Origin of the sequence: Mesorhizobium sp. M1A.F.Ca.IN.022.07.1.1 (assembly GCF_003997575.1) — a bacterium.
Classification (GTDB): domain Bacteria; phylum Pseudomonadota; class Alphaproteobacteria; order Rhizobiales; family Rhizobiaceae; genus Mesorhizobium.
The window spans coordinates 1-3,421 of record NZ_RZST01000480.1; the positions used below are offsets into that span (position 1 = coordinate 1).

The 3,421-nt window shown below is 61.7% G+C and carries 5 protein-coding genes; 2 read left to right on the plus strand and 3 right to left on the minus strand.

All coding sequences use genetic code 11. From position 1 onward, the window contains the following. A partial coding sequence (locus EOA75_RS30715; RefSeq protein ID WP_127325912.1) for an endonuclease/exonuclease/phosphatase family protein occupies positions 1–782 on the minus strand: 782 nt, incomplete at its 3' end. A gap of 162 nt (positions 783–944) precedes the next feature. Here EOA75_RS30715 and EOA75_RS30720 point away from each other — a divergent pair. Next, positions 945–1,541, plus strand: coding sequence for a BA14K family protein (locus EOA75_RS30720; RefSeq protein WP_067323296.1), 597 nt, complete (start codon positions 945–947; stop codon positions 1,539–1,541). A 164-nt stretch (positions 1,542–1,705) separates the two neighbouring features. Beyond that, positions 1,706–1,990, plus strand: coding sequence for a PilZ domain-containing protein (locus EOA75_RS30725; protein WP_067323293.1), 285 nt, complete (start codon positions 1,706–1,708; stop codon positions 1,988–1,990). A 58-nt stretch (positions 1,991–2,048) separates the two neighbouring features. Here EOA75_RS30725 and ilvC read toward each other — a convergent pair whose 3' ends face one another. Both ilvC and EOA75_RS30735 read right to left on the minus strand, forming a co-directional pair. Further along, positions 2,049–3,068: a ketol-acid reductoisomerase gene (ilvC, locus tag EOA75_RS30730; protein ID WP_067323290.1), complete on the minus strand. Its 1,020-nt coding sequence runs from the start codon at positions 3,066–3,068 to the stop codon at positions 2,049–2,051. A gap of 129 nt (positions 3,069–3,197) precedes the next feature. Beyond that, a partial coding sequence (locus EOA75_RS30735) for a TetR/AcrR family transcriptional regulator C-terminal domain-containing protein (protein WP_206517075.1) occupies positions 3,198–3,421 on the minus strand: 224 nt, incomplete at its 5' end.

Here is a 3,421-nt window from a genome sequence, read left to right on the forward strand (position 1 = left end):
ACCTGGCAGCGATAGTCGTCGAAGCTGTCGCCTTCGATCTTCACGCGCTGCCGATAATCATTCATGTCGCCGCAGATTGCCCAGCGCTTGTCGGCCGCATGGTCCTTGCCGAAGCGGTCCTCGATGATGCGGCGCACGGCCTGCGCCTCGGCGATGCGCAGTGGCATCGTCGCCTCGCGGCCATCGAGACCGTTGCGCGGCGAGCCCATTGACTTGAAATGCACGAGGTACAGCGTAAGCGGCACGCCGCCGACCGTTATGTCGATTTCCAGGCAGTCGCGCCGGAAGACGCGTTCGGTGGCCAGGTGCCCGAACGCCGCCAGTTCCGGCGTGAACAGTCCGAACTGCTCGAACGTGACATAGGCATGGCTGGTCATGCGCACGAATTCGATCGGCTGCCCCTGCGCGGTCTCGTTGCGCATCATCACGGCGACGTCGATGCCGCGGGAGTCGTTGCCGGCGGTGGTGTATTTCTGACGGTAGCCCTGCCCGATCATCTTGAAGAGATAGCCATATTCGAAGGCCTTCAGCCCCTCGATATTGTCCACCTCCTGCATGCAGATGACGTCGGCGCGTGTCGCGGCTATGGCGAGCGCGGTAAGCTGGCGGGTGTCATCGGACTGGGCGATGGCGCGCGCCTGTTCGAGCAGCCTGTATTCTGCTTCGCTCTGGATGTCGAACAGCGCCAGCGTTCGGTCCTCGTTGAGCTGGTTGCGATAGCCGGAGAAGTCGAACCTGTTCATCAGGTTCTCGACATTGAAGGTGGCGAGGCGCAGCGACATGGCCGAGACCTTTGCCCGCAAGCAATGGCGAACACAAGAGCATACGCACGCCCGTTATGGTTGACGGAACCTTTCTGTTCATCTTCCGTTCAGATGGAAAGTTCCATCAATAGGCCTATTCCCGAGCGTTTTGGGCGTGGGGCCTTACTCGTGGAGAGTGAAATGAAACCGCTCTTGTCTTCCCTTGGATCCGGGCTTCTGGCCTTGGGTCTCTCCGCTGGGCTGACGGTGCCGTCGATTGCCGGCCCGGTCCTGCAGCCCGATATGTCGACCGTGACCAGCACGGCCGCATCCACCATCATCCCCGTTCGCGACAGCTGGGCCGGCGGCAACGACCGGCGGCAGATGTATGACTGGCGCTGGCGGCGTGGCGGTGACTGGCGCGGCCGCGATTTTAGATGGCGTGACGGCGACTTCCGCGCACGTCATTTCTCCCGCAACTGGGACGGAGATCGCAATTGGCGCTGGCGGCATCATCGCCATCATCGCCATCGCCACTTCGACAGCGGGGGCGCGGCCATCCTTGGGCTCGGCCTAGGCCTCGGTCTCGGCAGCCTCGCCTACAACAATTTCTACAATCCCTATTATTACGATCCCTATCCGCGCTACTATCAGCCGCGGCGCATTTACCGGACCGAGCGGCTTTCCAGGGCCCATGTCCAATGGTGCCACGACCGCTACCGGTCCTATCGGGCCTGGGACAACACGTTCCAGCCCTATAACGGCCCGCGCCGGCAGTGCATTTCGCCCTATATCTGAGCCCCTCGGCACGAAGCTCAACGGCGCCCGGCGGGCGCCGTTTCTTTTTGGCAAGGCGCGCCCGACGGCGACGCGATAACCTTAAATTTAGCAGATGCGTCTATCCGTGATGCGGTGCCCCATATGACGATCGCCAAGCTGCGATCCGCTAGGACGACTCCGCCATGACCGAGAACGAGTTGAGAGGCAAGCGCCGGCAACGCGTGCTGAAGGGCGCGGCGATCCTGACCGGCATCAACAATTCCGGGGTCATGTGCACGGTGCGCAACATGCATCCTGGCGGCGCCGAACTGAAGCTGCCTATCGAGGCGCATGTGCCCGACGAATTCCTGCTTTACGTGACGAAGGACCGGATCGGCTACAAGGCGATCGTCCGCTGGCGCCGCGACGACCGCATCGGCGTGGAATTCGCGGGCACCGAGCCGAAGCCGCATTGGCATTACGGCTGAGCGTGAGAGAAGCCGGCGGATCGCTCCGCCGGCTTTCACGAACCATGAATAGACCGAATTAATTTTTCGCCTTGTCGACCAGCTTGTTCTTGGCGATCCACGGCATCATCGCGCGCAGCTTCGCGCCAACCTCTTCGATCTGATGACTGTCGTTGTTGCGGCGGATGCCCTTGAAGCGTGACAGGCCGGCGCGATATTCCTGCATCCATTCCGAGGTGAATTTGCCGGTCTGGATGTCCTTCAGGATGCGCTTCATCTCGGCCTTGGTGTCGGCCGTGATGATACGCGGACCGGAGACATATTCGCCCCATTCGGCGGTATTCGAGATCGAGTAGTTCATGTTGGCGATGCCACCCTCATAGATAAGGTCGACGATCAGCTTCACCTCGTGCAGACACTCGAAGTAAGCCATCTCCGGCGCGTAGCCGGCTTCCACCAGCGTCTCGAAGCCGGCGCGGATCAGCTCGACTAGGCCGCCGCACAGCACCACCTGCTCGCCGAACAGATCGGTCTCGCATTCCTCACGGAAATTGGTCTCGATGATGCCGGAACGGCCGCCGCCGACGCCGCAGGCATAGGAGAGCGCGAGGTCGAGCGCATTGCCCGAGGCGTCCTGGTTGACGGCAACCAGGCACGGCACGCCGCCGCCCTTCTGATATTCGCCGCGCACGGTATGGCCGGGGCCCTTCGGCGCGATCATGACCACGTCGACCGAAGCCTTCGGCTCGATCAGGCCGAAATGCACATTGAGGCCGTGCGCGAAGGCGATGGCGGCGCCGTCGCGGATGTTCGGCGCGATCTCTGATCTGTAGATGTCGGCCTGCAATTCGTCGGGCGTTGCCATCATCATCAGGTCTGCCCACTTGGCGGCATCCGCCACGCTCATCACCTTCAGCCCGTCGGCCTCGACCTTGTTGGCGGTCGCCGAGCCGGCCTTCAGGCCGATGGCGATCTCCTTGACGCCGGAATCCTTGAGGTTGAGCGCATGCGCCCGGCCCTGGCTGCCATAGCCGATGATGGCGACCTTCTTACCCTTGATCAGATTGAGATCGGCATCACGATCGTAATAGACACGCATTTCGTCTTCCTTCCCGTTTTGAAGATCAGAGCATGATGCCGAAAAGTGTGAAGCGGTTTTCGGACGACATCATGCTCTATCTCTTGGATTTGGAGCCGGATTCAGATTTCAGGTCGACTTGACCTGAAATCATCCGGCTCCGGGGCCTCGTGGCCGGTTGTTTGCTCTCCCGGTCCTTGAGCGGTAAAGAGCGAGAAACTGCTGCGTCGCGCGGGCGGCATCGCCGCCGATCGTCGCCTCGGTCAATTGCAGCCGGTCGCCGAGCAGAAGCCGCATCTGCACGTCACGGCCGACCAGACCGAAAAACGTCCGGAACGCCGTCTCGGCGTCGTCTAAGTCGAGCAGCCCAGCCT